This window comes from Sphingorhabdus sp. (genome assembly GCF_040079335.1).
Taxonomy (GTDB): domain Bacteria; phylum Pseudomonadota; class Alphaproteobacteria; order Sphingomonadales; family Sphingomonadaceae; genus Sphingorhabdus_B.
On the sequence record NZ_JBEBKL010000003.1, the window covers coordinates 1 to 20,964 of the forward strand.

Annotated in this window: 26 protein-coding genes and 1 tRNA gene; 10 read left to right on the plus strand and 17 right to left on the minus strand. The window is 57.9% G+C overall.

What is annotated here, in order from left to right; translation table 11 throughout:
- From ABL922_RS01475 to mmsB, 5 genes are all read left to right on the plus strand, one after another.
- Positions 1-448, plus strand: a 448-nt coding sequence (locus tag ABL922_RS01475) for an oxidoreductase C-terminal domain-containing protein (protein ID WP_349022435.1), incomplete at its 5' end; no start/stop codon positions are given.
- A 75-nt stretch (positions 449-523) separates the two neighbouring features.
- On the plus strand, positions 524-2,017 hold the full coding sequence (locus ABL922_RS01480) for a CoA-acylating methylmalonate-semialdehyde dehydrogenase (protein ID WP_349022436.1): 1,494 nt from the start codon (positions 524-526) through the stop codon (positions 2,015-2,017).
- Positions 2,018-2,021: 4 nt separating this feature from the next.
- Positions 2,022-2,945, plus strand: coding sequence for a polysaccharide deacetylase family protein (locus ABL922_RS01485; protein WP_349022437.1), 924 nt, complete (start codon positions 2,022-2,024; stop codon positions 2,943-2,945).
- 4 nt (positions 2,946-2,949) lie between these two features.
- Positions 2,950-4,095, plus strand: a complete 1,146-nt coding sequence (locus tag ABL922_RS01490; RefSeq protein ID WP_349022438.1) for an acyl-CoA dehydrogenase family protein — start codon at positions 2,950-2,952, stop codon at positions 4,093-4,095.
- Entirely contained in the window at positions 4,092-4,961 is an 870-nt protein-coding gene (gene mmsB / locus ABL922_RS01495; RefSeq protein WP_349022439.1) for a 3-hydroxyisobutyrate dehydrogenase, read from the plus strand. The genes ABL922_RS01490 and mmsB overlap by 4 nt, the downstream gene beginning before the upstream one ends.
- A 41-nt stretch (positions 4,962-5,002) precedes the next feature.
- Here mmsB and ABL922_RS01500 read toward each other — a convergent pair whose 3' ends face one another.
- From ABL922_RS01500 to ABL922_RS01540, 9 genes are all read right to left on the minus strand, one after another.
- Positions 5,003-6,253 carry an acetyl-CoA C-acetyltransferase gene (locus ABL922_RS01500; protein WP_349022440.1) on the minus strand — a complete coding sequence of 417 codons (1,251 nt, stop codon included), beginning with the start codon at positions 6,251-6,253 and terminating at the stop codon, positions 5,003-5,005.
- A gap of 52 nt (positions 6,254-6,305) precedes the next feature.
- Positions 6,306-7,088 carry an SDR family oxidoreductase gene (locus ABL922_RS01505; protein WP_349022441.1) on the minus strand — a complete coding sequence of 261 codons (783 nt, stop codon included), beginning with the start codon at positions 7,086-7,088 and terminating at the stop codon, positions 6,306-6,308.
- A 151-nt stretch (positions 7,089-7,239) separates the two neighbouring features.
- Positions 7,240-7,315, minus strand: a tRNA-Lys gene (locus tag ABL922_RS01510).
- A 41-nt stretch (positions 7,316-7,356) separates the two neighbouring features.
- Positions 7,357-7,875 carry a 2-amino-4-hydroxy-6-hydroxymethyldihydropteridine diphosphokinase gene (gene folK / locus ABL922_RS01515; RefSeq protein ID WP_349022581.1) on the minus strand — a complete coding sequence of 173 codons (519 nt, stop codon included), beginning with the start codon at positions 7,873-7,875 and terminating at the stop codon, positions 7,357-7,359.
- Entirely contained in the window at positions 7,872-8,738 is an 867-nt protein-coding gene (gene aguB, locus ABL922_RS01520; protein WP_349022442.1) for an N-carbamoylputrescine amidase, read from the minus strand. The genes folK and aguB overlap by 4 nt, the downstream gene beginning before the upstream one ends.
- 7 nt (positions 8,739-8,745) lie before the next feature.
- A complete protein-coding gene (locus ABL922_RS01525; RefSeq protein ID WP_349022443.1) occupies positions 8,746-9,099 on the minus strand; it encodes a DUF3147 family protein in 354 nt (117 codons plus the stop codon).
- Positions 9,096-9,959 carry a methyltransferase gene (locus ABL922_RS01530; RefSeq protein WP_349022444.1) on the minus strand — a complete coding sequence of 288 codons (864 nt, stop codon included), beginning with the start codon at positions 9,957-9,959 and terminating at the stop codon, positions 9,096-9,098. Before ABL922_RS01530 ends, ABL922_RS01525 begins: the two co-directional genes overlap by 4 nt.
- Before the next feature lie 67 nt (positions 9,960-10,026).
- Positions 10,027-11,007, minus strand: coding sequence for an agmatine deiminase family protein (locus ABL922_RS01535; RefSeq protein ID WP_349022445.1), 981 nt, complete (start codon positions 11,005-11,007; stop codon positions 10,027-10,029).
- A 7-nt stretch (positions 11,008-11,014) separates the two neighbouring features.
- A complete protein-coding gene (locus tag ABL922_RS01540; RefSeq protein ID WP_349022446.1) occupies positions 11,015-12,697 on the minus strand; it encodes a M28 family metallopeptidase in 1,683 nt (560 codons plus the stop codon).
- Between the two features lie 164 nt (positions 12,698-12,861).
- On the opposite strand from ABL922_RS01540, the gene ABL922_RS01545 reads away from it, so the two are divergent.
- The 3 genes from ABL922_RS01545 to ABL922_RS01555 are packed head-to-tail and all read left to right on the plus strand — an operon-like array spanning position 12,862 to position 14,623.
- Complete coding sequence (locus ABL922_RS01545; protein WP_349022447.1) at positions 12,862-13,461, plus strand: TetR/AcrR family transcriptional regulator; 600 nt, start codon at positions 12,862-12,864, stop codon at positions 13,459-13,461.
- A complete protein-coding gene (locus ABL922_RS01550) occupies positions 13,454-13,723 on the plus strand; it encodes a zinc ribbon domain-containing protein (RefSeq protein WP_349022448.1) in 270 nt (89 codons plus the stop codon). The genes ABL922_RS01545 and ABL922_RS01550 overlap by 8 nt, the downstream gene beginning before the upstream one ends.
- Before the next feature lie 9 nt (positions 13,724-13,732).
- Positions 13,733-14,623 (plus strand): nuclear transport factor 2 family protein, encoded by an 891-nt coding sequence (locus ABL922_RS01555; protein WP_349022449.1) that lies wholly within the window; start codon positions 13,733-13,735, stop codon positions 14,621-14,623.
- A 55-nt stretch (positions 14,624-14,678) separates the two neighbouring features.
- Here ABL922_RS01555 and ABL922_RS01560 read toward each other — a convergent pair whose 3' ends face one another.
- Complete coding sequence (locus ABL922_RS01560) at positions 14,679-15,122, minus strand: hypothetical protein (protein WP_349022450.1); 444 nt, start codon at positions 15,120-15,122, stop codon at positions 14,679-14,681.
- Between the two features lie 228 nt (positions 15,123-15,350).
- Entirely contained in the window at positions 15,351-15,965 is a 615-nt protein-coding gene (rpsD, locus tag ABL922_RS01565; protein ID WP_349022451.1) for a 30S ribosomal protein S4, read from the minus strand.
- A 297-nt stretch (positions 15,966-16,262) separates the two neighbouring features.
- On the opposite strand from rpsD, the gene ABL922_RS01570 reads away from it, so the two are divergent.
- Complete coding sequence (locus tag ABL922_RS01570; protein ID WP_349022452.1) at positions 16,263-16,535, plus strand: chorismate mutase; 273 nt, start codon at positions 16,263-16,265, stop codon at positions 16,533-16,535.
- 11 nt (positions 16,536-16,546) lie between these two features.
- On the opposite strand, the gene ABL922_RS01575 is transcribed toward ABL922_RS01570, so the two are convergent.
- The 5 genes from ABL922_RS01575 to rpiB all read right to left on the minus strand — a co-directional run bounded on the left by ABL922_RS01575 (position 16,547) and on the right by rpiB (position 19,892).
- Positions 16,547-17,260: an RNA methyltransferase gene (locus tag ABL922_RS01575; protein ID WP_349022453.1), complete on the minus strand. Its 714-nt coding sequence runs from the start codon at positions 17,258-17,260 to the stop codon at positions 16,547-16,549.
- Positions 17,257-17,718, minus strand: coding sequence for a transcriptional regulator NrdR (gene nrdR / locus ABL922_RS01580; protein ID WP_349022454.1), 462 nt, complete (start codon positions 17,716-17,718; stop codon positions 17,257-17,259). Before nrdR ends, ABL922_RS01575 begins: the two co-directional genes overlap by 4 nt.
- Positions 17,718-18,071, minus strand: a complete 354-nt coding sequence (locus ABL922_RS01585) for a zinc ribbon domain-containing protein (protein WP_349022455.1) — start codon at positions 18,069-18,071, stop codon at positions 17,718-17,720. The genes nrdR and ABL922_RS01585 overlap by 1 nt, the downstream gene beginning before the upstream one ends.
- 67 nt (positions 18,072-18,138) lie before the next feature.
- Entirely contained in the window at positions 18,139-19,443 is a 1,305-nt protein-coding gene (gene glyA / locus ABL922_RS01590; protein ID WP_349022456.1) for a serine hydroxymethyltransferase, read from the minus strand.
- Positions 19,440-19,892 (minus strand): ribose 5-phosphate isomerase B, encoded by a 453-nt coding sequence (gene rpiB / locus ABL922_RS01595; protein ID WP_349022457.1) that lies wholly within the window; start codon positions 19,890-19,892, stop codon positions 19,440-19,442. Before rpiB ends, glyA begins: the two co-directional genes overlap by 4 nt.
- Positions 19,893-20,022: 130 nt before the next feature.
- Between rpiB and ABL922_RS01600 the strand changes: the two genes are divergently transcribed.
- On the plus strand, positions 20,023-20,229 hold the full coding sequence (locus ABL922_RS01600; protein WP_349022458.1) for a hypothetical protein: 207 nt from the start codon (positions 20,023-20,025) through the stop codon (positions 20,227-20,229).
- Between the two features lies 1 nt (position 20,230).
- Here ABL922_RS01600 and ABL922_RS01605 read toward each other — a convergent pair whose 3' ends face one another.
- Positions 20,231-20,887 (minus strand): alpha/beta hydrolase, encoded by a 657-nt coding sequence (locus ABL922_RS01605; RefSeq protein ID WP_349022459.1) that lies wholly within the window; start codon positions 20,885-20,887, stop codon positions 20,231-20,233.
- Between the last annotated feature and the right edge of the window lie 77 nt (positions 20,888-20,964).

A 20,964-nucleotide genomic window follows, 5' to 3' on the forward strand; every position in this document is an offset into this window, starting at 1 on the left:
TGATGGATTTTGCCGCACCAGCCTACCTGACATCTACGCCATCGGCGATTGCGCAGCGCATGCCAACGGTTTTGCAGGCGGTGCGACGATCCGGCTGGAATCGGTGCAAAATGCCAATGATCAGGCGACTGTCGCCGCGAAAACCATCTGCGGTGCAGATGCCCAGCCTTATAAGGCAACGCCCTGGTTCTGGTCGAACCAATATGATCTCAAATTGCAGACCGTTGGCCTGTCGATCGGGCATGATTCGACCGTGCTGCGCGGTGATCCGGCAACGCGCAGTTTTTCGGTGATTTACCTGAAAGATGGCATGATCATCGCGCTCGATTGCGTGAATATGATGAAAGACTATGTGCAGGGTCGCAAGCTGGTCGAGGCGGGAGCAGTTCTCCCTGTAGTGCAACTGGCAGACACTTCGATACTGCTGAAAGACCTGATCATCGCTTAATCAACACTAGCTCTTTGGCGGCGATGGGAATTGTCCTAAGGCGACTATATTGAGTCCTATGAAAAGAGAGACGACATGCGTCAGATAGATCATTTCCTTGTGGGCGGTGCGCCTGCGGCTTCGCGGTTCAGCGACATCATGGACCCCAATAATGGCGGTGTGCAGGGGCGAGTGGCGCTCGGCGATGCGGCGGTTCTCGATCTGGCTGTGGCCGCCGCACAAAAGGCGCAACCGGGCTGGGCAGCTATGAACCCGCAACGCCGTGCGCGCGTGATGTTCGATTTCAAGGTGCTGATCGAAAAGCATATGGACGAACTGGCGCACATGCTCTCCGCCGAACATGGCAAGGTTATTGCCGACAGCAAGGGCGATATCCAGCGTGGGTTGGAGGTCGTCGAATTCTGCTGCGGCCTGCCGCATGTGCTGAAGGGTGAATATACGCAAGGTGCTGGCCCGGGCATCGATGTCTATTCGATGCGCCAGCCGCTCGGAATTGGAGCCGGCATCACACCGTTCAACTTCCCCGCAATGATTCCATTGTGGATGGGCGCGGTGTGCACCAGCGTCGGCAACGCCTTCATCCTGAAGCCATCTGAGCGAGATCCGAGCGTGCCCAATCGCATCGCTGAACTGTTCCTTGAGGCAGGCATGCCCGAAGGCATCTTTCAGGTCGTGCATGGCGACAAGGAAATGGTCGATGCGATCCTCGACCATCCGGCGATCAGCGCGATCAGCTTTGTGGGCTCCTCCGACATCGCGCACTATGTGTATAACCGCGGTGTCGCCGCCGGAAAGCGCGTGCAGGCGATGGGCGGGGCGAAGAACCACGGTATCGTGATGCCCGACGCAGATCTAGATCAGGTGGTGAATGATTTGACGGGGGCTGCCTTTGGTTCAGCGGGTGAACGCTGCATGGCGCTCCCTGTGGTCGTGCCGGTGGGTGAGGATACCGCCGAACGCCTCAAGGAAAAGCTGATCCCTGCGATCCATGCGCTCAAGCTTGGCATCTCGACCGATCCCGAGGCGCATTATGGCCCAGTGGTCACCGCACAGCACAAGGCAAAGGTCGAAGGCTGGATCCAGAAATGCGCCGATGAAGGCGCCGAACTGGTCATCGACGGGCGCGGCTATAAGCTGCAGGGGCATGAGGAAGGCTATTTCATCGGCCCGACCCTGTTTGACCATGTCACCACCGACATGGAAAGCTATAAGGAAGAGATTTTCGGCCCCGTGCTGCAGATGGTGCGTGCGAAGGATTTTGAGGAGGCGGTAAGCCTTCCCAGCAAGCATCAATATGGCAATGGCGTCGCGATCTTCACCCGCAATGGCCATGCGGCGCGCGAATTTGCCGCCCGTGTCAATGTCGGCATGGTCGGCATCAACGTGCCGATCCCGGTGCCGGTTGCCTATCACAGCTTTGGCGGCTGGAAACGCTCCGGCTTTGGCGACACCGACCAATATGGCATGGAAGGCATCAAATTCTGGACCAAGGTCAAGAAGGTCACGGCCCGCTGGCCCGATGGTTCGCCCGACGGGACCAATGCATTCATCATTCCGACGATGGGGTGAAGCCGTGCGGCTACTGCTCCTGCTTTGCGCAATATGGGCGTTAGCGGTTCCTGCCAGCGCGCAAAAACGCATTGCGCTGAGCTTTGACGACGTGCCTCGTGGGCGGGGCGCGTTTTTCTCGCCCGACGAACGCAGCAAGCGGCTGATTGCCCAGCTAAAAAAGGCAAAGGTCAAGCAGGCGGCATTCTTCCTCAATCCGGGAAAGCTGAGCGATCCGGACGGCCTGGGCGGAGAGGCACGTATCAAGGCCTATGTCCGGGCCGGGCATGTGATCGCCAACCACAGCTATTCGCACCCACAACTGACCGACTCCACCGTCGAAGCCTATCTCGCCGATATCGATCAGGCCGACGCTTGGCTGAAAGACCGCAAGGGTACCCGTCCTTGGTTCCGCTATCCTTATTTGAACGAAGGCCGCAGTGATAAGGAAAAGCGCGACGCCGTTCGGGCAGGCCTGAAAGCGCGAGGCCTTCGCAACGGCTACGTCACCGTTGATGGCTGCGACTGGCATATCGAAGCGCTGACAAGCAAGGCCAAGGCGGATGGCAAGCCAATGGATATGGAAGCGCTGCGAAATTTCTATGTCACAACGCATGTCGAAGCGGCCAATTTCTATGATCAGCTGGCCGTAAAGACGACTGGCAGGTCGCCTGCGCATATGCTTCTGCTGCACGAAACCGATATTGCTGCATTGTTTATCGGCGATCTTGTTTCCGCCTTGCGGGCAGACGGGTGGGCGATTGTTTCGGCCGATACTGCTTATGCCGATCCGATCGGCGACGTGCTGACCGACGTGCCTTCGCATCAGGGAACGTTGACTGAATTGATGGCATGGCAGAAAGGCTTGCCAGCTCCGCGCTGGTATGCGCGCAACGATACAAAATTGATGACGGCTCTGTTCAACGAACAGGTGCTGAAGGAAAAGTAGAGCAATGACCAACCAGTTCGACCTTACTGACGATCAGCGTGCCATTCAGGATATGGCGCGCAAATTCACCGCAGATCGCATCACGCCCTTTGCGGGGGAGTGGGACGAGAAAAGCCATTATCCGGTCGATGTCTGGAAAGCCGCCGGAGAGCTTGGCTTTGGGGCAATCTATATCTCGGAAGAGAATGGCGGTATTGGCCTTGGGCGGCTCGAGGCGGCGTTGATCATGGAAGCGATGGCCTATGGCTGTCCCGCGACCAGCGCCTATATCTCAATCCACAATATGGCCGCCTGGATGATCGACACTTTTGGTTCGGCGGAGTTGAAAGCGCGCTATCTTCCCGACTTGGTCAGCATGGAAAAGATTGCCAGCTATTGCCTCACCGAGCCTGGTTCTGGATCGGACGCAGCGGCGCTCAAAACGAGCGCCAAGCTCGATGGCGATCATTATGTCCTCAATGGCACCAAGCAGTTCATCAGTGGCGCGGGCTATAACGACATTTATGTCGTGATGGTGCGTACCGGTGATGAAAAGGCAAAAGGCATCAGTTGCCTACTCGTCGACAAGGATACGCCCGGCCTCAGCTTTGGCGCACCGGAAAAGAAGCTCGGCTGGAATGCATCGCCCACCGCGCAGGTGATTTTCGAGGATTGCCGCGTGCCGGTCGCCAACCGTGTAGGCGCCGAAGGCGATGGGTTCCGCTTTGCCATGGCGGGGCTCGATGGCGGACGGCTGAATATCGGCGCTTGCTCGCTCGGTGGGGCGCAACGCTGCCTCGACGAGGCGGTCAAATACACCAAGGAACGCCAGCAATTTGGTCAGCCGATTGCCGACTTCCAGAACACACAGTTCATGCTTGCCGACATGGCGACCGACCTCGAAGCGGCGCGCGCGCTGCTCTATATGGCGGCGTGCAAGGTCAACGCCAAAGCGCCCGATAAGAGCCGTTTCTCCGCAATGGCCAAACGCCTCGCGACCGACAATGGCAGCGAGATTGTCAACAAGGCGCTGCAGCTGTTCGGCGGCTATGGCTATTTGCGCGACTATCCGATCGAGCGTTTCTGGCGCGACCTGCGCGTCCACTCGATCCTCGAAGGCACCAATCAGGTGATGCGGATGATCGTCGGAAGGGATTTATTACGCCAATGAAAATAGCCTTTATCGGTCTCGGCAATATGGGCGGTGGGATGGCCGCGAACCTTGTGAAGGCGGGGCACAGCGTGAACGCGTTCGATCTGTCTGCAGAAGCGTTGGCGCGGGCGCAGGACAATGGCTGTGTGCCGTTCACCAGCGTGCGCGAGACTGTTGCCGATGCGGAAGCGGTGGTCTCAATGCTCCCCAACGGTAAGATTGTCGACGCCGTCTACGAAGGTGACGTCATCGGCCATGCACCCAAAGGTGCGATCCTGCTCGATTGCTCGACCATCGATGTCGATACCGCCCGCAAGGTAACCGCGGATGCGACGGCGGCAGGCTATGAAATGGTCGATGCGCCGGTATCGGGCGGTATAGCAGCTGCCAATGGCGGCACGCTGACCTTCATGGTTGGCGGCACCGAAAGCGCCTTTGCGCGCGCCGAACCCATCCTTGCCGCGATGGGCAAGGCTGTGATCCATGCAGGCGAATCGGGCGCAGGGCAGGCCGCGAAGATTTGCAACAATATGCTGCTCGGCGCATCGATGATCGCAACGTGCGAGGCGTTCATGCTGGCGGAGAAACTCGGTCTCGATCTGCAGACCTTCTACGACATCTCGTCCAAGGCATCGGGCCAGAACTGGTCGATGACCAGCTATTGCCCCGTCCCCGGCGTTGGCCCGCAATCGCCTGCGGACAATGACTATCGGGGCGGCTTTGCCACCGCATTGATGCTAAAGGATTTGAAGCTGGCGATGGAAGCTGCGGCCTCGGTCGATGCCGATGTGCCGATGGGAGCGAAAGCGGCTGCGCTCTACGACGCCTTTGAAAAGGCCGGGCAGGGCGGTCTCGACTTCTCGGCGATCATCAAGACGCTGTAAGCAAAAGGGGCGGCCAGTTACAGGCCGCCCCCTATTAAGACTTAAATCCGTTCGATGATGACCGCCGGGGCCATGCCACCAGCAGCGCACATCGTGATCAGGCCATAACGGCCGCCCGAACGCTCAAGTTCGTCAAGCGCCGTGCCGATCAGGATTGAACCGGTGGCGCCGATCGGGTGGCCCAATGCGCATGCACCGCCATTGATATTCACCTTGTCGCGATCAAGATGCAGGTCGCGGATGAATTTTTCGGCGACAACGGCAAAGGCTTCGTTGATTTCCCAGACGTCGATATCTTCGACCTTCAGACCTGCTTTTTCGAGTACCTTTTTCGCTGCCGGAACCGGTGCGTTGAGCATCAGCGTCGGGCAATCGCCAATATTGGCATAAGCGACGATTTTCCCACGCGGTTTTAGACCGTTTTTGTCGGCATAGTCCTTCGAGGTGATCAGCAATGCTGCCGCGCCGTCAACCACGCCCGAGCTGTTGCCTGCGTGGTGGAAATGCTCGATCTTCAGATCGGGATAGCGGCGGTTGATTTGATTGCGGAAGCTGTTGCCTCCGCCAAGATCGAAATCCGCTATGCCCGCAAAGCTGGGCTTCAATGCCGCAAGTCCCTCTGCGGTCGTTTCCGGACGGGGGAATTCTTCATGATCGAGCGCGACGGTACCGTCTTCGTTATACACCGTAACGACTGAATGGTCGAAGCGGCCTTCACGAATGGCGCGGGCGGCCTTTTCCTGGCTCGAAAGCGCGAGCGCGTCGAGTTCTTCGCGGGTGATACCTTCCATGCTGGCAATGGCATCGCCACAAATTCCCTGATGGCTCTGCGGATGGATGGCGTCGAGCGCGGCATTGCCCGAACCCATGCCGAGCGGCTTGATGCCCGCATTGGCGAGTTCTGCGCCATAGGCAGCGGTAAAGCTCATCATTTCGGTGCCGCCTGCGATCACGCAATCTTCCATACCCGACATGACGGTTGCTGCCGCGAGGTTCACCGAGGTGATGCCACCGCCGCAGAAGCGATCAAGCGTGGTGCCAGAGGCCGAAATGTCATAGCCTGCGGCCAGCGCCGCCATACGGCCCATATCGCCGCCCTGTTTGCCATTCTGGCTGGAGGTCGACCAGATGATGTCGTCGACGGTCGAGGTGTCGAGATTGTTACGATCCTTGATCGCCTTCAGCACGGTCGCGGCGAGGTGCTGCGGGTGGAGGTGCGAAAGCGCGCCTTTGCCGGGCTTGCCAACCCCGCGCGGGGTGCGGACGGCGTCAATGATATAGGCTTCTGCCATGGGAATATCCTTTCAGTTGAATTAGCGGGGGGCCATGCGACCACCCCGAGGTTTAACGAGGGGCCATGCGTATCGCGCCGTCGAGGCGGAGGCATTGGCCGTTGAAATAGGTGTTGCGGTTCAATTCAAGCACCAGACTGCCAAACTCCTCGGGCTTGCCAAGGCGCTTGGGGAAGGGCACCGATGCAGCGAGGCTGTCGAGCACATTTTGCGGAGCACCGAGCATCAGCGGGGTGGCGAAAATGCCGGGCATGATCGAGTTGCAGCGGATGCCAAGGTCCATCAGGTCACGGGCCAGCGGCAAGACAAGGCCGTTTACGCCCGCCTTGGCCGAACCATAAATCACCTGACCGATCTGCGCGTCTTGTGCGGCGACCGATGCAGTGAGTGTGATGCAGCCGCGTTCACCGTCTTCCATCGGCTCCAATTCGCTCATGCCGAGCGCGGAAAGCGACGCGAGGCGATAGGAGGCGACGAGAATACCGTGCACTCCAAATTCATAGTCAGCCGTCGAGGTTCGCTTGTACTTCCCCGTTTCCTTGTCGAACGACAGCGTCTTCCCGCGCTTGGACGTCATCGCGCAGTGGACAAGTACGCGTTCCTGCCCGTGCGCAGCGCGCGCCTTTGCAAAGCCCGCAACAACGCTTTCTTCGCTGGTGATATCCACCTTGCAGAATATGCCGCCAATCTTGGCTGCAACCTCTTCACCCTGCGCCTCGTTGATGTCGAAAATAGCCACTTTCGCGCCGGCGTAGGCAAGTGCTTCTGCGCTGGCCCGGCCAAGGCCCGATGCGCCGCCGGTAACGACCGCGGCGATACTGCTGTCGATCTTCACGTCCTTCTCCCGATTTCTGTCAATTATCGAACGGCAACAGAATAGCCGGGAAATTTAATCGCGCAATTAAATTGAGTCAAAAGGCGCAAGTTTTTTGCCGCATAGCGCGCAAATGCACGAGCTGCCACTAAGTCGATTGCAAGGGGATAGGTGGTGAGCCCTGCTGGATTCGAACCAGCGACCTACTGATTAAAAGTCAGTTGCTCTACCGACTGAGCTAAGGGCCCATCACGGCGCGGAAAAACCCGCGCGCTCAGGAGCGCTCCCCCTAATGCGGGCTTTGCAAACGGTCAAGCGGCTTGGGGCGGTTGAGGCGATGAAAAAGTTGACGAATGGTCAGGTTGGTCAACGGATCAACCCAATCATGTGCGATTTCGGTTGCCGGGCCAAGCACGAAGTTGCGTTCGCGCATCGCTGCATGCGGAATGGCCAGCGTGGGGCACTCACCTGACCAGATCCCGCCTGACCATAAGAGAATATCGAGATCGAGCGTACGCGCACGCCAGCGTTGCCCGATGCGCCGACGGCCAAAATGGGTTTCGACCGACTGCAGGCGGTGCAGCAAAGCGGGGGGATCAAGATCACTCGCGATGACCGCAACTGCGTTGGCATAGCGGCGCCTTGATGCGCCAATCGCTGCACTTTCGATGATCGAAGACTGCGCGAAAACGTCAACATCGGGCATTTCGAGGGCTTCTATGGCCTGCTCGATGATTTTTCGCGGATGGCCTGCGAGTTCGTGGCGCTGGTTTGAACCGAGCGCGATCAGATAGAGCGACTGGCTCAGATATCCTCCACCAGCCGCCCATAAAGCTGCGGCCTGCGATCGCGGAAGAAGCCCATGCTGGCGCGGTGCAGTTGCGCCTGATCCAGATCGAAGCTGGCGACGAGCACACCGGTTTCGCTGTCATCCAGATCGCAGACGATATCGCCCCATTCATTTGCGATGAAGCTCGTGCCGTAAAATTTTTGCGCTGTTCCGCCACGATCGGATTCCGCGCCAACGCGGTTGGCGGCGATCACCGGCATGCAATTGGATACCGCATGGCCAACCATCGCGCGGCGCCACATATGGTGGGTGTCCAGCGTTGCGTCCTGTGGCTCCGCGCCAATCGCTGTGGGATAGAAGAGCATTTCCGCCCCCATCAATGCCATCGCGCGGGCGCATTCGGGATACCACTGGTCCCAGCAGATGCCAACGCCGATGCGCGTGCCGAACACATCCCAAACCTTGAAGCCGGTGTTGCCGGGGCGGAAATAATATTTCTCCTGATAGCCGGGGCCATCGGGGATGTGGCTCTTGCGGTACTGCCCGATAATTTCGCCGTCGGCGCCGATCATCGCAACTGTGTTATAGAAATGCGAACCGTCGCGTTCGAAGAAGCTGGTTGGGATCGCGATCTTCAGCTTCTTGGCCAGTTTCGCCATAGCCTGCACCGATGGGTGCTCCAACGTGGGGCGAGCGAGCGCGAAATGCGCCTCTTCTTGTGTCTTGCAGAAATAGGGGCCAGAAAAAAGCTCTGGTGGCAGGATGATTTGCGCGCCGTCGCTTGCCGCTTTCTCGACCAGTCCGGAAACGGCTTCGATATTCTCGCTCTCACTGCCCTGTAGGGGCAGTTGGAGCGCGGCGACGGTAATAGTGCGTGTCATGTCTTGCCTATAGCCGCACGCCGAAACGCGCGGCAATCCCGATTGTCAGCAGATAGAGGATGAAGGTTAGGGCAATGCCGGCGGTCAGAGCCACCCAGAAATTCTGTCCGCCGCGCAGCATTGCCGGCACCAGCAGGAACATCGGTAGGCTGGGGAGCACATACCAGAAGGTCGCCTCTGCATGATCGGCGAGCAATTTCGCGTCACCGGTATCGCGCCACAGCCAGATCATTCCTAGGATCGAAATCAGAGGCAGCGATGCAACCAGCGCCGCCAGGGCAGGGGCTTTCCTGCCGATGACGGCGATGGCAGCAATGATCAGCCCCGAAAGCAGGGCGCGGATAAGAAACTCGCCGTTCAAGGACGCTTCTTGAAGAGCAAGGTCATGCGGTCACTTTCGCCGATCGCTTCATATTTGGCCTTGTCGACATCCTTCAGACGCAGCGCGGGGGGCAGCGTCCAGACGCCGTCGGGCCAGTTGGCGCTGTCCTTAGGGTTGGCATTGACTTCGCTTTTGGCGACCAATTCAAAACCGTTCACTTCCATAAACTTGATGACATCGGCTTCGCGTAGATAGCCCTTGTTGCCATCGGCATAGCTATAAGGCGCATCGGTCTTGGCACGATGCTGTTCGATGCCGAGCAGGCCATCGTCCTTTAGCAATTCACGCATGCGCTTGATTTCCTGATCGGCCATGTTCCAGCGCATCAGATTGTGCATCATACGCATGACGATGATCCGGTCGAAGGTGCCTTTGGCGCCCTCTGGAACGGCATCGAGTGTGAAGGCACGATAGTCGGTCGCAGGCTTGCCGGTGACTTTCGCGACGTCATCGGGGAATTTAGCGGCGCCGGCCTTTACGGCTTCACGGGTCTTTTCATCAGCAAAGACGGTGGTGCTGAAATATAGGCCGTTAAACGTGCCGCTGCCTTCCATATAGCGCCCGAGCGTCCGCGAGATCCATTCTCCGCCGGGGGCATATTCGCCGACGACATGGTCGGGATGAATGCGGAAAAACTCGAAGGTTTCGGCAGGGTGGCGATATTTGTCGCGCTTTGCATCTTCGGCACGCGAAGGATCCGCGAGGATTTTGACCATTCGTTGCTGATGCGCCTTGTGCATCGCGGCATGTGCCTTGTCGTGCTTATGGCCATGATTTTCCGCAATAGCGGGCGCGGAAAGGGCGGTGGCTGCCAAGGCAAGTAATAGCGTCATTTTCATAGGGGAGGTCCTCTCTCTCGAATTCATGTCAGCCTTATGCGTCAGCTTGCGTAACAAAGGAATACAGTCAAATTGGTATTTGCTGGCTGGAGCAATGGAAGCTGCCGCCACCGGTCAGCACCGCATCGGCGCGCAGGCCGATGATCTTTCTGCCGGGGAACAATGTTTCCAGTGCGGACAAAGCCGCATCGTCATAACGGCTGCCATATACTGGAACCACAACGGCGCTGTTGCCGATGTAGAAGTTCATATAGCTCGCTGGTACCGCTTCTCCATCCTGCTCGAAGCGACCGACCGAGGGCAGGGCGGTGACCTTGCAACCAAAGGCTTCAGCCAGGCGTTGGGCGTCGGCATAGACCGCCGCATTGGGGTCATCGGCATCGCGCGCTTCGGGGATGACCAGATGGCTTGCCGCCACAAAACGGGCGAGATTGTCGACATGGCCGTCAGTATGGTCGTTGGCGAGGCCATCACCAAGCCAGAGCAAGCGGTCGATACCAAGATCGCGGGCCAGCAGCGCTTCGATGGCTGGACGATCAAGCGCTGGATTGCGGTTGAGGTGGAGCAGGCAGTCGACCGTGGTGACAGCCAAGCCTTCGCCATCGACGTCGATAGACCCGCCTTCGAGCACCCAGTCGCAATCGGTCACCGGAAAGCCAGCTGCTTCCGCCAGCTCACGCCCGATTGTCTGGTCGCCCTCATAATCGAAGCGATTGCCCCAGCCGTTGAAGCCGAAATTGCGGGCAATGCGATCCGAGCCGCTGCCCGCCAGGATACATCCGGTGTCGCGCAGCCAGATGTCTCCGATCAGCCGGTCTTCGATGATAACGCCATCGTCGCACAGATCACGGGCGCGCGCCGTGGCTTCGGCTCCCTTGGCGATCAAGTGCACCGTCTCGCCCCTACCACCATCATGCACAGCGTTGGCGAACGCGGCTATCTGGCGTTGCGCCTCGGCCAAAGGCTCGCCCCACGCGACGGGATCGGATGGAAAGCCGATCCAGACGCGTTCATGCGGGTCCCATTCGGGCAACATGCGGAGCGACATATAGTGCTTACTTCGCTTCGCGGCTCTTGTCGCGGATTGCGCGGAACTCGTCGCCCTCGACCCAATTGGGCCATGCGCTGGTCATCGCGAGCATGCGACCGACGCGATAGTAGAGCCGCAGGTCAGACATTACGCCTGACCAATCCCAGCTTTCGTCAAATTCGTCGCCCGGGGCATGGTAGCGGTTTTCCTCATAGTCCTTGGCGGCCTTTTCGGCAGCTTCCTTGCCGCCATTGACCAGATCGTCGCCACCTTCAAAATAGACCATCGGCACGCCCAGCTTGGCGAAGCTGAAATGGTCTGAGCGGTAGTAGAAGCCCTTTTCCGGGGTCGGTTCGCGTTCAGGCGTGCGTCCCTCGATTTTTGCGGCTGCATTCAGATAGGTGTCGAGGTCTGACTTGCCCATGCCGATCACGGTCAGGTTCTTGGCCGGACCTGACATCGAAAAGGCATCCATATTGACCCCGCCGACGGTCTTGGAGAGTGGATAGATGGGGTTTTCCGCATAATATTTGGAACCGAGCAATCCCGATTCCTCAGCGGTCACAGCAAGGAAGACGATGCTGCGGTCTGGAGCGCCAGCTTTTTTGTGCGCTTCAGCCAAAGCGACCAGCGCTGCTGTGCCGGTGGCATTGTCGACCGCGCCATTGCAGATTTCATCGCCAGCAACCGGCGTGCAGCGGCCGAGGTGATCCCAGTGGCCGGTATAGAGCACATATTCATCCGGCCGCTTCGCACCCTTCAATATGCCGACAATGTTGCGGCTGTTTTTCTTCGAGATCGCATTTTCAAAGCTCACCCCGGCTTTCAGCCCGAGCGGAACGGCTTTGAAGCCCTTTTTCTTGGCAGCAGCCATCGCCTTGGTCAGATCCTGACCGCCTGCGGCCATGATCTTGGCAGCAACGTCCTTCTGCACCCAGCCATTGGCTTTGGTCTGGTCCGCACCGCTATTTTTCGATTGAGCGAGGAATTGCGGGCCGGTCCAACTCGAATTGACCACATTCCAGCCATAGGCTGCAGGTTCGGTGTCATGGACGATCAGCGCGGCGGCAGCACCCTGACGTGCAGCTTCCTCGAATTTGTAAGTCCAGCGGCCATAATAGGTCATCGCCTTGCCACCAAATGGCCCCTCAAGGCCGGAAGTTTCAAAGTCGGGATCGTTGACGAGGATGAGGACGGTTTTGCCCTTCACATCGACACCGGCATAGTCGTTCCAGCCCTTTTCAGGGGCATTGATGCCATAGCCGACGAAGACGACATCGCTATCCTTGATGTCGATCTTAGCCTGCTCCTGATAGCTGCCAGCGACATATTCGCTGCCATAGGCGAAGCTCATCGCCTTGCCGTCCTTGCCGGTAATCGTGAGCGGTGAGAAATTCTTTGCCGCGATCTCGACGAGCGGCACGTCCTGCGTCCAACCGCCATCCTTGGCGCTGGAGGGATTGCCGGGCTCAAGCCCCGCAGCCTTGAACTTTTCAACCATCAGGGCGACGGTCTTTTCCTCGCCAGCAGTTCCCGGCGCGCGGCCTTCAAATGCGTCGGAGGAGAGCGTGCGGGTGATGTCCTTCATCGTCGTTTCGGACAGTTCGGGGACGGGAACTTCGGGTAGTGCGGTTGCGTCGGGGCCATCGACTTTCTTGCAGCCCGCCAATGCGAGTGCCGAAACAAGGGTAAGCGTCAAAAGGCGCATGTCATTCTCCAGAAAACGAATGCCGCGCTTCTGCCAGAGGCGAGGCTGTTGCTCAAACGAAATTGAGCTTTGCCAAATCATATTGCCCGGCGCTTGCAAACTCGGCGTGGTTCATTTAATGAGTGATAACTCAGTGAGTCGTTAATCAGTTTAAGGCAGGCATCATGGTTGGTATAAGGGCAGTGCAGCGCGCCGCAACGCGGCAGCAGATTTTGGAGGCCGGGCTAGAGCTTGTCCGTCAGTCGGGCTTTGGGAAAACGACCACTGGCGAAATCGCAAAACTGATCGGGAAGGCGCACGGAACAATCTTTGTTCATTTTGCGACTCGCGATGCGCTTGTGATGGAGATCATAAAGGCGATCGGGAGCGGTCTGACCGATCATCTTGCCCGAATGTCGAGCGACAGCTTCGGCCTTGGCCAATTCCTCGATGCGCATCTTGCGGTGCTGCGGGAAGCTGAGGAGTTGCACAGTGCCCTGTTGCAAGAAATGTCGAGCTTGCCCGCAAGTGCGCGTGCTTATGTCATGGCCATGCAGTCCGGCGTGTCTGCGCGTCTAGGTCGCGCACTGCAGGTCGATATCGACAAGGGGTTGGCTCGCCCGTTCGATAAGGTGGCACTGGCGAATATCTGGATCGCGCTGACGAACCATTATCTGTTGAACAGCGATCTGTTTGCACCCGGCGAGAGTGTAATCGTGCGGCATGGTGCCGCACTCAAATCGCAACTTTTGGCTATCATTGAAAAGGAGCCAATCCATGTCTGATATTCACTGCCCGTCCTGTGGGTCGTGCGGCTTTCCCATGGAAAGCGAAGACGATTTTGCCGGCGGGAATCGCGATGCGTCTTATTGTTCGACCTGTGCCGACAGTAACGGTCATCTGAAACCGTTCGACACCGTTGTCGCACTTAATGCGGACTATTTTGTCCGGCATCAGGGTATTGATCTGAGTGCCGCTGTCGAACTCGCACGCACGCTTTTGCAATCGATGCCGGCCTGGGCCGGTAAGCAATCGACGCTGCAATAAGGGCGACACATGAAGCATCCCTACCTCTTTGTACCGAGCATCTTGCTGTCCGCGACTATGGTTTCTGCATCAGATGAAGCTGCGACGCAGCCCCAGGGCGAGGCTGCGATCACGATGTTGCACGCGATTAACCACCGCATGCTCGACTCACGCTATGGCCAACGCAGCGAATTTGCGGAACGCCTGGCTGCCGACGATTTTTTTGGCATCGGCCGTGACGGCGGCTGGATGGATAAATCAGCTTTTCTACAGCGATTGAACAATGATCAGCCGCCTGTCGAAATCTATTATGATAATGTACAGGTGCGCGTGTTCGATGGCGTCGCCCTGATCGAAGGTGTAGCCACAATTGCGCGCCAGGATGGCGATAGAACGCGCATTCGTTACACGGACAGCTATGTGTGGCGCCGCAACGCCTGGTGGCTGATCGCATCACAGGAGACTCGGCTGAACGCGACGGCGGGTGAGGATATTGTCACGCGGCGCAAGCCTGCCGGTCTGGATTGGGACGGAGTTGATCCGAAAGGGGAGGATATTTGGGTGTTGGAACAGCTCAATGGCCAATATGTCGATGCTTTCCGGCGGGCTGATGCAGGCTGGTTCGATGCACATTTGGCTGACGATTATGTTGTGACCTTCGGCGATGGCAGCTTTCATGATCGCGGTGATGCGCTGGCCGACTTTCAAATTCCCTATTTTGAACAGAATATCCGCAGTTTTCCAGTGGACGCGGTGCGCATCCGCCGTTTTGGCGACGTTGCGCTGATTCATGCGGAAAATGACTTTGAGCTGAAAGACGGGCGTAAAGGGATCAACCGCTACACCGATATATGGCGCAAAATCGGCGATGAATGGAAATGTCTGTCGGCGCACATTACGGTTTTCAAACCGCCTGCATGAAAAAAGGCGGCCCCATTGCTGGAGCCGCCCCGTCTTTTTCAGATGGTTGTGAAGCTTAGAACTTCACGCCGATGCCAACGCCTGCGGCGTTCAGATCGGTGCCGTTCAGGAAGTAACGGCGATATTCGACCTTGCCGAACACCTTGTCGTTGAAGCTGTGCTGATAGCCAACGCCTGCATTGATTTCTTCAATGTCGTTCACTTCATAGCCAGCTGCAATGTACAGCTTGCCCTTTTCGCCAACCTTGGCGCCCAGACGGCCGCCCAGATTGACCAGATCGGCACCGTCAAAGTTGGTGTCATATGAAACTTCGGGGCCAGCAAAGGCAGTCTCGCCGAGGTCAAAATCGTACCCAGCAGCGACGCCCGCGAAGAAATCATCGGAGCCACCGCCCCAGCCAATTGCACCACGGCCTTCGACGCGGCCTTCGCCTGCGGCCATCGCCGGCGTTGCAATCACGGCAGCAGCGGCCGAAGCAAGAATGAGAAGTTTCTTCATTTTTATATCCTTGATTTATTGGGAGATAAACCACGTCTGTGGTTGACCCTTATGTAGGAAGCCAATTCTTGCTGGCCAATGAATGTTACATACGAAAGTAAGATAAAACCCAGATAATGTTGTAATATTGCAACAGATTTGATGCGGTTTTCGACGAACGGCTCTCGTTCAAGGACAAAAAAAGAGCGGCCGAAGCCGCTCTTTCGAACATTTGCGATGGACCGCTGATTAACGCGAATAAAATTCGACGACCAGATTGGGTTCCATCTTCACCGGATAGGGCACTTCGTCGAGCGTCGGGACGCGCGCGAAGGTCACCTTGTCATTGCCATCGGGGCTGACATATTCGGGAATGTCGCGCTCGGCCAGACCCTGCGCTTCGATTACGAGCGCCATTTCCTTGGCCTTGTTGCCGAGGCTGATTACGCTGCCGACGTCAACCTGACGGCTGGCAATGTTGCACTTCACGCCATTGACGCGGATGTGGCCGTGGCTGACGATTTGGCGCGCGGCAAAGATGGTCGGAGCGAACTTGGCGCGATACACGATCATGTCCAGACGACGCTCGAGCAGACCGATAAGGTTCTGCGAGGTATCGCCTTTCATGCGGTTCGCTTCCTGATAGGCGCGCTTGAACTGCTTTTCGGTGATGTCGCCATAATAGCCCTTGAGCTTCTGCTTGGCGCGGAGTTGCAGGCCATAGTCGGAAATCTTGCCCTTGCGGCGCTGACCGTGCTGGCCGGGGCCATATTCGCGACGGTTGACGGGCGATTTGGGGCGGCCCCAGATATTTTCGCCAAGGCGACGGTCAATTTTATACTTCGAATTCTGACGCTTCGACATGTGTCAAAGTCCTTTCAACTTGCTAACATCAATGTTGTTTACCCTCCTTGATCCGAAAACCGGTTCCCACTTTTCGGGGAAGGTAAATAGTCCCGGATCGCACCACCAAGCCAATTTGCCAGATGCGGCCGCCACTTCACCGGGGTGTGGGGCCAATTGCGAAGGCGCGCCTATGGCGGGGAGTGTGGATAAAGTCAAGTATCGGCTCGACAGAAAGCCGACTGAACCCTAATGGCGCGGGCCATGACAATAGAAACTTCTCCCCAAGGTATAAAACACCCAGCGGATTGCACCGATATGGCCGAGGTTCGCGCGGGTGTCGACGATGTTGATGCGCAGCTCGTGCAGCTTCTTGCCCGGCGTTTCGGCTATATGGAAGCAGCAGCGCGAATCAAACGGGATCGCGACACGGTGCGTGATGAGGTTCGCAAGGCGCAGGTTATCGCAAATGCCCGCAAGGCGGCACTCGATCTACGTATCCCGCAGGATGTTATTGCAGACATGTGGGAAACGCTGGTCGAAGGCTCGATAGCCTATGAATATGGCCGCTGGGACGCTCTCCGCGGCTGAACGCTGCAGTCTCAGCGCTTGCGTTCCTTGAACGCACTCAGCACCCCCCGCAACGTGCGGATTTCGAGACTGTTCCAGCTGGGCTTGGTGAGTAGATTGCGCAGCGTTTGCTGGGTCACGCTGGTGCGCTCCGGCGGGAAAAAGAAACCGCGCTGATCGAGCATATCGAATAGCTGCAGGATCATCCCGTCGAGCTCCACTTGCGGGGCAGGGGGATCGAGCTCGACTTTGGGCGGGCTTTCGAGCGACTGGTGCTTCGACCATTCATAGGCGCACAATATCACGGCCTGCGCCAGATTGAGCGAACCGAATTCTGGATTGATCGGTACCGTGATGATGCTGCGCGCGATAGCAACTTCGTCGGTTTCCAGACCTGACCGTTCGGCACCGAACAGGATAGCACTGCGGCCCGGTGCACGAATTATTTCATTGGCGGCCGCTTCAGGTGTCAGCACAGGCTTGGTTACGCCACGCTTGCGGACGGTTGTGGCATAGACATGTCTGATGTCGGCAGTCGCCTCGGCCAGCGTATCGAAGACCTCAGCCTGCTCCAATACAATGTCCGCTCCCGACGCGGCAGGGCCAGCGGCAGGATTGGGCCAGCCATCGCGAGGATTGACTATCCGCAATTCTGTCAGCCCGAAATTGAGCATGGCGCGCGCAGCCTTGCCGATGTTTTCACCCAGCTGCGGCCGGGCGAGAATGATGATGGGGGCCTCGCTCACTTCTTCGCGGCTTCGGCGACGTTGCCGGCAAACTCCTCGAAATCCTTGGCCTCGGCAAATTCCTTGTAGACGCTGGCAAAGCGGATATAGGCGACGGTGTCGAGGCCCTTGAGGCCGTCCATCACAAATTGGCCGATACGCGCGGATTCGATTTCAGTTTCGCCCAGCGTTTCCAGCTGGCGCTGGATGCCGGACACCAGTTTTTCGATTTGCGCCTGCTCGATCGGGCGCTTGCGGCACGCAACAGAGACCGAACGCTCCAGCTTTTCGCGCTCGAAAGGCTCGCGTCGACCCTCGGTTTTCAAGACCGTCAGCTCGCGCAACTGAATGCGTTCAAAGGTCGTGAAGCGCGCGCCACAGCCTTCGCACTGCCGCCGTCTGCGAATGGCGGCACCATCCTCGGTCGGGCGACTGTCTTTTACCTGGCTGTCATCATGTCCGCAAAAGGGGCAGCGCATTATTTCTCTTTTTCTTGGTTCTTTTTCTTGTTCACATGGCGGTAGGCGACGATGCCCGCGCCGATGACTGCTCCAGTGGCTAAGCCAATGGGTGCTAGAATGCTGGCAGCGGCACCAATTGCGGCACCGCCCGCAACTTTTTTCACCGTATCCTGATCGGCCAAATGCTTTCCGGTATGGAATGCGTCCTTGGTTGCACCCCACAGCTCATCGGCTGCTTCGCCGACATAATGCTTCGCCTGGTTCGGTATGCTTTCTTCTGAGAGCTTTTCCGGCGTCTTCGCACCACAACTCGGGCAGAATTTCATGCCGTCGCTGATCTCGGTCGCACATTCATTGCACATCTGGGACATTATCCGTCTCCCTTCATCTCTGTATTAGATGAGTAAGTCACTTTCCCATTTCAAGTGCGAATATAACTCAGGACGGATAAATCGGGAAGCGGGCACATAGGGCCTCGGCTTCTTCCTTCACTCGCGCTTCAATCTGCCCATCGCCAGCTTCGCCATTTTTGCGCAAGCCTTCGACGACATCGGCGATCATGCGACCGATTTCGCGGAATTCGGCGGGACCAAATCCCCGCGTCGTGCCAGCCGGGGTACCCAGGCGCAGGCCCGATGTGACGAAGGGCTTTTCGGGGTCGTAGGGGATCGCATTTTTGTTGCAGGTGATCGACGCACGGTCGAGAGCCTGTTCGGCATGCTTCCCCTTTGCCTGCTTGGGGCGAAGATCGACAAGCATCGAATGGTTGTCTGTACCGCCCGACACGATATCGAGACCCTGTTCCTGCAGGCTGGCCGCCAATGCCCTTGAATTTTCGACCACGCTTGCGGCATAGGTTTTGAATTCTGGACGCATTGCTTCAGCAAAGCAGACTGCCTTGGCAGCGACAACATGCATCAGCGGACCGCCCTGCAGGCCGGGGAAGATCGCCGAGTTCATTTTCTTCGCAATGGCTTCGTCGTTCGACAGGATCACACCAGAACGCGGACCGCGCAGCGATTTGTGCGTGGTGGTGGTCACGACATGGGCGTGCGGGATGGGGGAGGGGTGCGCGCCGCCCGCTACCAGCCCTGAAATATGCGACATGTCGACCAGCAGGAGCGCGCCCACTTCATCGGCGATCGCACGGAAGGCCGCCCAATCCCAGATGCGTGAATAGGCAGTGCCGCCTGCGATAATCAGCTTGGGCTTGTTTTCACGGGCGATGCGGGCGACCTCATTCAGATCGATGCGATGGCTTTCGCGGTCAACACCATAGGAAACCGGGTTGAACCATTTGCCCGACATGTTGACCGGGCTGCCGTGCGTCAGGTGACCACCAGCGGCCAAGTCCAGCCCCATGAAGGTGTCGCCGGGTTGCAGCAGCGCCAGAAACACCGCTTGGTTCATCTGACTGCCCGAATTGGGCTGCACATTGGCAAATCCGCATCCAAAGAGATTCTTTGCACGCTCGATCGCGATCGTTTCGATCTCATCGACAAATTCGCATCCGCCATAATAGCGCTTGCCCGGATAGCCTTCGGCATATTTGTTTGTCAGCACCGATCCGGTTGCTTCGAGTACCGCTCGCGAAGTGATGTTTTCGGAAGCGATCAGTTCGATCTTTTCCTGCTGTCGTTGCAGTTCTTTTCCGATCCAGCCCGCGATTTCAGGGTCCCGCTCAGCCAGGCTCTCGGTGAAGAAACCGTCCGGCTGGACGTCGTTGGCGGCAGAGGCGGTCATGCTGGATCCTTTGCGAAATCGGGATTGGATAGCTTGCCCACGCGGCGGACATGGCGGTCCCCGGCAAAAGGCGTGGAAAGGAATGTGTCGAGGCAGGCCTTGGCCATATCGATACCGGTCAGCCGCGCGCCCATGGCGATTACATTGGCATCATTATGCTCGCGCGCCAGCTTGGCCGAAAGGGGCTCGGAAACCAGAGCAGCTCGGCAAGCGGGATTGCGGTTGACGGCAATCGAGATGCCGATGCCCGAACCGCAAAGGGCTACGCCATATTCCGCTTCGCCAGCGGCAACGCTTGCGGCAAGCTTATAGCCATAATCGGGATAATCGACCGAGCTTTCGTCATAGGGGCCCAAGTCAGCCACTTCATGCCCGCCAGCCTGCAGATGCGCAACCAGCGCGGATTTCAGCGCAAGGGCGGCATGGTCTGAGGCAATGGCAATACGCATGGCGGCGGCCTTTCCACTCCGGCGAGTCGGGATTGCGCGCTCTCTAGGATAGGGCCCGACAAAAGACCATGCCGAATTTGGCTGGTATCGCGGCTTGACCTGCACCTTCCACAGCTTTTATCGAAGGTGAATGATGGCTGCCATCCTTTCCATCGCCATGCTGGGCGGTTTCGCTCTGCTTTGGGGCGCCTGGAAACTGTGGAAGCGCGACGGGTTGGGCCAAAAAATCTGGCTTATGCTGGCAGCTGCGCTGGTGCTGTTCGCCAATGTGGCGATCTGGACGGTTCCGGACGATCAGGGGCGGTCGCTAGTGCAATCCAGCGACCAACCCCAATAAATCACTTGATCGGACAGGCCGGGTCGAGCCGCATGTCGAGATAATTCTCGACCGAGCCGAGCAGCAATTCCATTTCATTTTCATAGAAATGGTTGGCGCGCGGGATTTCATCATGGTGGATCGTGATGTGTTTCTGCGTGCGCAGCTTGTCGACCAGCTTCTGCACCGAATTGGGCGAAACCACCTCGTCCTGCGCGCCGTGAATGATGATTCCCGAAGAGGGGCAAGGCGCGAGGAAGCTGAAATCATACATGTTGGCGGGCGGCGAGACCGAGATGAAGCCGCGCACTTCGGGGCGACGCATCAGCAACTGCATGCCGATCCATGCACCGAAACTGAAACCGGCAATCCAGGTCGAGCTGGCTTCGGGATGGAAGGCCTGCACCCAGTCGAGTGCTGCTGCGGCATCGGAAAGTTCGCCAATGCCATTATCGAATTCGCCTTCGCTGCGGCCCACGCCGCGGAAGTTGAAGCGCAGAACGGCAAAGCCACGCGCGACGAAAATTTTGTACATCGCCTGCGTGATGCGGTCGTTCATTGTACCGCCTGCTTGCGGATGCGGATGCAGGATCATCGCCACCGGAGCCCTAGGGCGCGGCGGCGGCGAGAAACGGGCTTCGATACGGCCTTCAGGACCGGGAATGGCAATTGCGGGCATAAGATGTTTCTAAACAGAGGAAATCTAAGGCAGCCTCACCCTTCGGGCTAGGCAGCGGTCGACCTGCTATATAGAAG

Bases quoted from the DNA above. Each gene is read 5' to 3' on its own strand.
- ABL922_RS01480 (WP_349022436.1), top strand. From the start codon at position 524: ATGCGTCAGATAGATCATTTCCTTGTGGGCGGTGCGCCTGCGGCTTCG.
- ABL922_RS01490 (WP_349022438.1), top strand. From the start codon at position 2,950: ATGACCAACCAGTTCGACCTTACTGACGATCAGCGTGCCATTCAGGAT.
- mmsB (WP_349022439.1), top strand. From the start codon at position 4,092: ATGAAAATAGCCTTTATCGGTCTCGGCAATATGGGCGGTGGGATGGCC.
- ABL922_RS01500 (WP_349022440.1), bottom strand. From the start codon at position 6,253: ATGGCAGAAGCCTATATCATTGACGCCGTCCGCACCCCGCGCGGGGTT.
- aguB (WP_349022442.1), bottom strand. From the start codon at position 8,738: ATGACACGCACTATTACCGTCGCCGCGCTCCAACTGCCCCTACAGGGC.
- ABL922_RS01530 (WP_349022444.1), bottom strand. From the start codon at position 9,959: ATGAAAATGACGCTATTACTTGCCTTGGCAGCCACCGCCCTTTCCGCG.
- ABL922_RS01535 (WP_349022445.1), bottom strand. From the start codon at position 11,007: ATGTCGCTCCGCATGTTGCCCGAATGGGACCCGCATGAACGCGTCTGG.
- ABL922_RS01540 (WP_349022446.1), bottom strand. From the start codon at position 12,697: ATGCGCCTTTTGACGCTTACCCTTGTTTCGGCACTCGCATTGGCGGGC.
- ABL922_RS01545 (WP_349022447.1), top strand. From the start codon at position 12,862: ATGGTTGGTATAAGGGCAGTGCAGCGCGCCGCAACGCGGCAGCAGATT.
- ABL922_RS01550 (WP_349022448.1), top strand. From the start codon at position 13,454: ATGTCTGATATTCACTGCCCGTCCTGTGGGTCGTGCGGCTTTCCCATG.
- ABL922_RS01555 (WP_349022449.1), top strand. From the start codon at position 13,733: ATGAAGCATCCCTACCTCTTTGTACCGAGCATCTTGCTGTCCGCGACT.
- ABL922_RS01560 (WP_349022450.1), bottom strand. From the start codon at position 15,122: ATGAAGAAACTTCTCATTCTTGCTTCGGCCGCTGCTGCCGTGATTGCA.
- rpsD (WP_349022451.1), bottom strand. From the start codon at position 15,965: ATGTCGAAGCGTCAGAATTCGAAGTATAAAATTGACCGTCGCCTTGGC.
- ABL922_RS01570 (WP_349022452.1), top strand. From the start codon at position 16,263: ATGGCCGAGGTTCGCGCGGGTGTCGACGATGTTGATGCGCAGCTCGTG.
- nrdR (WP_349022454.1), bottom strand. From the start codon at position 17,718: ATGCGCTGCCCCTTTTGCGGACATGATGACAGCCAGGTAAAAGACAGT.
- ABL922_RS01585 (WP_349022455.1), bottom strand. From the start codon at position 18,071: ATGTCCCAGATGTGCAATGAATGTGCGACCGAGATCAGCGACGGCATG.
- glyA (WP_349022456.1), bottom strand. From the start codon at position 19,443: ATGACCGCCTCTGCCGCCAACGACGTCCAGCCGGACGGTTTCTTCACC.
- rpiB (WP_349022457.1), bottom strand. From the start codon at position 19,892: ATGCGTATTGCCATTGCCTCAGACCATGCCGCCCTTGCGCTGAAATCC.
- ABL922_RS01600 (WP_349022458.1), top strand. From the start codon at position 20,023: ATGATGGCTGCCATCCTTTCCATCGCCATGCTGGGCGGTTTCGCTCTG.
- ABL922_RS01605 (WP_349022459.1), bottom strand. From the start codon at position 20,887: ATGCCCGCAATTGCCATTCCCGGTCCTGAAGGCCGTATCGAAGCCCGT.